At 33.5% G+C, this 4,195-nt stretch carries 6 protein-coding genes; 1 reads left to right on the top strand and 5 read right to left on the bottom strand.

Translation table 11 applies throughout. The features are described 5' to 3' along the window. Positions 1 to 82: 82 nt before the first annotated feature. A complete protein-coding gene (locus ACI32A_RS00560) occupies positions 83 to 586 on the bottom strand; it encodes an ECF transporter S component (protein ID WP_439753072.1) in 504 nt (167 codons plus the stop codon). A gap of 84 nt (positions 587 to 670) precedes the next feature. Then, positions 671 to 1,864: an aspartate kinase gene (locus tag ACI32A_RS00565; RefSeq protein ID WP_439753073.1), complete on the bottom strand. Its 1,194-nt coding sequence runs from the start codon at positions 1,862 to 1,864 to the stop codon at positions 671 to 673. An 84-nt stretch (positions 1,865 to 1,948) separates the two neighbouring features. Between ACI32A_RS00565 and ACI32A_RS00570 the strand changes: the two genes are divergently transcribed. Continuing rightward, positions 1,949 to 2,515, top strand: coding sequence for a histidine phosphatase family protein (locus ACI32A_RS00570; protein WP_439753074.1), 567 nt, complete (start codon positions 1,949 to 1,951; stop codon positions 2,513 to 2,515). Here the strand turns inward: ACI32A_RS00570 and ACI32A_RS00575 are convergent. The 3 genes from ACI32A_RS00575 to rpe are packed head-to-tail and all read right to left on the bottom strand — an operon-like array spanning position 2,512 to position 4,113. After that, positions 2,512 to 3,000, bottom strand: coding sequence for a PTS sugar transporter subunit IIA (locus ACI32A_RS00575; protein ID WP_439753075.1), 489 nt, complete (start codon positions 2,998 to 3,000; stop codon positions 2,512 to 2,514). The two genes, ACI32A_RS00570 and ACI32A_RS00575, sit on opposite strands and share 4 nt — an antisense overlap. A gap of 1 nt (position 3,001) precedes the next feature. Beyond that, the gene (gene rpiB / locus ACI32A_RS00580; protein ID WP_439753076.1) at positions 3,002 to 3,460 is read right to left on the bottom strand and encodes a ribose 5-phosphate isomerase B; all 459 of its coding nucleotides are present in this window, start codon (positions 3,458 to 3,460) and stop codon (positions 3,002 to 3,004) included. Then, a complete protein-coding gene (gene rpe, locus ACI32A_RS00585) occupies positions 3,457 to 4,113 on the bottom strand; it encodes a ribulose-phosphate 3-epimerase (RefSeq protein ID WP_439753077.1) in 657 nt (218 codons plus the stop codon). Before rpe ends, rpiB begins: the two co-directional genes overlap by 4 nt. Between the last annotated feature and the right edge of the window lie 82 nt (positions 4,114 to 4,195).

The raw sequence follows: 4,195 nt of genomic DNA on the forward strand, positions 1-4,195 counted from the left end.
CCTCAAAGGTTTTAAATTGGCTTTTTTCTAAACCTCATCTAATTTTAGAGGTCCGATATTTCTGTCATCTTTAATCTATAAATTATTTCTTTTTTTCATATAATGTATGCATTCCAAATTTCCAGCATAGAAGCATACCAAATACAGCTCCCACAACAGCTTGTAAAATCTGGAATGGAAATTTTAGTATCGCATATTCGATTGTACTATAAATAAAAGCTCTTCCCATTGAATATCCCACAACATTGATCAAAACCCCTAAGCTTACTCCAATTAAAGAAGACAAAACTGGTTTATCTTTTAATGCATTATGAGAAATCCATGAAATTACGACTGCCTGTAAGCCATGTGTTACCAATGAAACAAACATAGGTGCTGGATAAAACAGCATATCTCCAATAAAGGCTCCCACTCCACCAACGATAAAAGCTTCCAGTGGATTTAATAGAATAGCAGCTAAACAAATTACCACATCATTCAAATATAAATGTCCGCCTGGAACAGGAACCCCAAAAGATGACAGAACAATATTCATTGCCAGAAACACAGCTGTTAAAGTTAAATTAAATACATTGCTTCTTTTCATAACAATCCTCCCTGATGGAAAATAGTATAGAAAAGATTTGATCTTACGAAAATAACCAACTATAAATTTTTTGATAATACCAGATTATAAATCAAACGCTTCTGCTAATACCTTTACTGCCTTTTCTTTATCTTTTTTCTCGATTGTTAATGAAATCGAAATCTCAGACGATGTAATTTGATAATAACGAATATTATTCTTTGTTAATGTATTTAAAATTTTAGAAGCAATTCCACTGTGTGTTGAAATTCCAACACCCACAACCGAACACTTCACAAAGCCTAAAATTCTTTCAATATGATATCCAAATTCATTTTCATCATAATTCTGAAGAATTAAATCACTTTGTTTCTCATTACAATAAAACGTAAAATTGATAGTATCTTGTCCTGATATTTGCTGGGAAATGGTATCAATATTAATATTTAAATCCGCAATCAATTGAAACAATTTTCCCAAATAAATGCCATCATTTTTTATATTCACTACACGCATAATCGCATAATCTTCTTTAATTGAAATACCTGTAATTGGCATATCTTCTATATGTTTGGTTTCCATAATAAATGTTCCTTTACTCAAATCCGTTTCCAATGCTCTTCCCAAAAACAATTGAATATTGTATTTACTTGCAATTTCTACACAACGCGTTTCTAATACACCTGAACCCAAAGAAGCCATCTGCATCATTTCATTATATGTAATTTCTTCTAAACGCTTTGCTTGTGGATATAAACGAGGATCCGTTGTATAGATTCCATCCACATCGGTATAAATGTAACAATTCCATCCTAGTTTAGCAGCTAAAGCCACAGCCGTTGTATCACTGCCTCCACGACCCAGTGTTGTAATTTCTCCATTTTCAGTAGCTCCCTGAAAACCAGCTACGACAACTACTTTTCCATCATCCAGATGTTTTTGCAGATTCGTTAAATCAATGTCTTTAATACGAGCATGTGCATGATGATTACTGGTAATAAAACCAGCCTGGTATCCCGTTAAAGAAATAGCGGGTACACCTTGCGCTTCAATGGCCATAGCCAGTAACGTAACCGTTTGTTGCTCCCCTGTCGATAATAAAGAATCCATTTCTCGATCATTACATGCATAACCTACTTCTTTAGCCAATTGAATCAATGCATTGGTTGTCTTTCCCATAGCACTGGCAACCACAACAATGTCATGTCCTCTTTTCTTAATATCGGCAACATGCTTGGCAATGGCCTTAATTTTATCTACATCCGCAACACTTGTTCCACCATATTTTTCAACTATCATGTAAAAATTATATAGAAAAAATTTTTAAAATGAAATAAAAATCACTTTTCTTGTTTTAAAAAAATTCGATGCTACAATGAATCTATGAAAATCTGGTTAACACGTCATGGACAAACAAAATATAATAAACAAAAACTGATGCAAGGCCTAACCGATGAACCACTAAATGAAACAGGCATCCAGCAAGCGAAACAAGTTCGAGAAAAAATTGGAGATATTCACTTTGATGCTGTTTATGCTTCTCCCTTAGATCGAGCCATTACAACCGCTTCGATTATTGGAAACGTGGATAAAAAAGAAGTGATTCAAGATCCAAGAATCATTGAAACCAATTTTGGAAAATATGAACTCCATAAATATTATTTACTAGGCATTCGTTTTTCATTATTCTGGGCTTTTCCAGAAATTTTTAAAGAACCGGAAAGCGTAGAATCTATTTCTTCTATGGTCCAAAGAAGCTCTTCTTTTTTAAAAGAATTAGAAACCAAAGACTATGAAAACGTATTGGTCGTATGTCATGGAGGTATTATTCGAGCTTTATGCGGGTATTTAGAAGACAAAAAAAACGGGATTAAATGGCGACCAAAACCTCATAATTGTGAAGTACGCATTTATGAATCCATAAACGGAAACCACAAAAAAATACGCTAAACACGTATTTTTTGTCCTTTATTTACTTTTTGTGAAGAAATAAACTGAATATCTTGTTCATTTGGATTTGTGACAATCAACATAGTTGTCATATCATATTCCTTTGACAACAATTTCATATCCACTTGTACAACCGGTTCCATTGCCTTGATGACATCGCCTTGTTTCTTTAATACTTTAAAACCTTTTCCATTTGCCTGAACCGTATCAATACCAATATGAACCAGCAATTCTACACCTTCATTAGTTGTTACACCAAAAGCATGTCCTGTTGGAAACAAAAGAGATAATGTACCATTAGTTGGAGAAACAAAAGTGACTTTATCTTCCACAATTTGAAAGGCAATGCCATCTCCCATCATTTTTTGTGAAAAAACAGGATCCTTTACTTCACTTAAATCCATCAGATTTCCATCTGCAATCGCGACAATATCTCTATCATCAAACGTTTCTATTTCTTTTTTAAATCTTGAAAACAATCCCATATTAATTTTCCTTCAATTCCTGTGTCATTTCAATTTCATGAATCATATCAATACGAGTTTGATGACGACCCCCTTCAAATTTCGCATTCAACCATTCATCCACAATCATTTTTGCCGTTTCAATTCCAATCACACGTGCTCCAAACGCTAAAATATTTGTATTGTTGTGTTCTTTCGATAATTTGGCCGTATAAGGCTCAGAACAAACAACTGCACGAATTCCATGCACTTTATTAGCTGATAAAGAAATACCAACACCTGTTCCACAAATCAAAATCCCACAATCTACTTCATTCTTTTGAACCATCTTGGCGACTTGAAAACCAGAAACAGGATAATTAAATCGTTCTGTACTATTGGTTCCCACATCAATGATTTCATGTCCCTTTTCTTCTAAATATACTTTAATTTCTTTTTTCATTTCCACAGCTACGTGGTCATTACCCATTGCGATTTTCATGCCAATCTCCTTAATTCCGGTACAATTTCTTTATATGTTTTTTCTTTTCCAAATAAAGCACTCGTTCCAAGCACAAAACCATCGGCTCCAATCAATGATAATTCCTCAATAATTTGAGGGGAACAAGCACCATCAATCACAATTTTAAATTCATATTTTTCTTTTAAAGCCGCTAATTTTTTCACCTTTGATTTTGTGAAATCAATAAATTTTTGCCCTGCAAAACCAGGATTAACTGTCATAACTAACACATAATCACAAAGATTCAACATTTCTTCAATTGATTCAATGCTTGTATCTGGATTGATAGCAATTCCTGCCATTTTTCCTCTTTCTTTGATATGAGCTAAAGTCTTTACTACATATCTTTCAGATTCAGGATGAATATAAATAATATCGGCTCCTGCATCTATAAACCAATCCACTTTACCAGCTGGATTTTCAATCATTAAATGTACATCCATCAATTTATTTGTCGACTTGCGAATGGCTTTAATATCATTTAATCCCAGTGTCATATTGGGAACAAACGTTCCATCCATGACATCGTTATGAAAAATATCTATATTTGCTTCATCTAATGCCTTTACATCTTCATCTAAATGATGAAAATCAATGCACATCGTTGAAGGACACAATAAAATATCACGCATCACAATTCCTCCCCATTACTTTCAATCACTTTTTTATACCAGTCAAAGCTCTTTTTCTTATAGCGTTTGAAGCTTCCATTTC

It is taken from the genome of Floccifex sp., from assembly GCF_051873555.1.
Lineage (GTDB): Bacteria > Bacillota_I > Bacilli_A > Erysipelotrichales > Erysipelotrichaceae > Floccifex.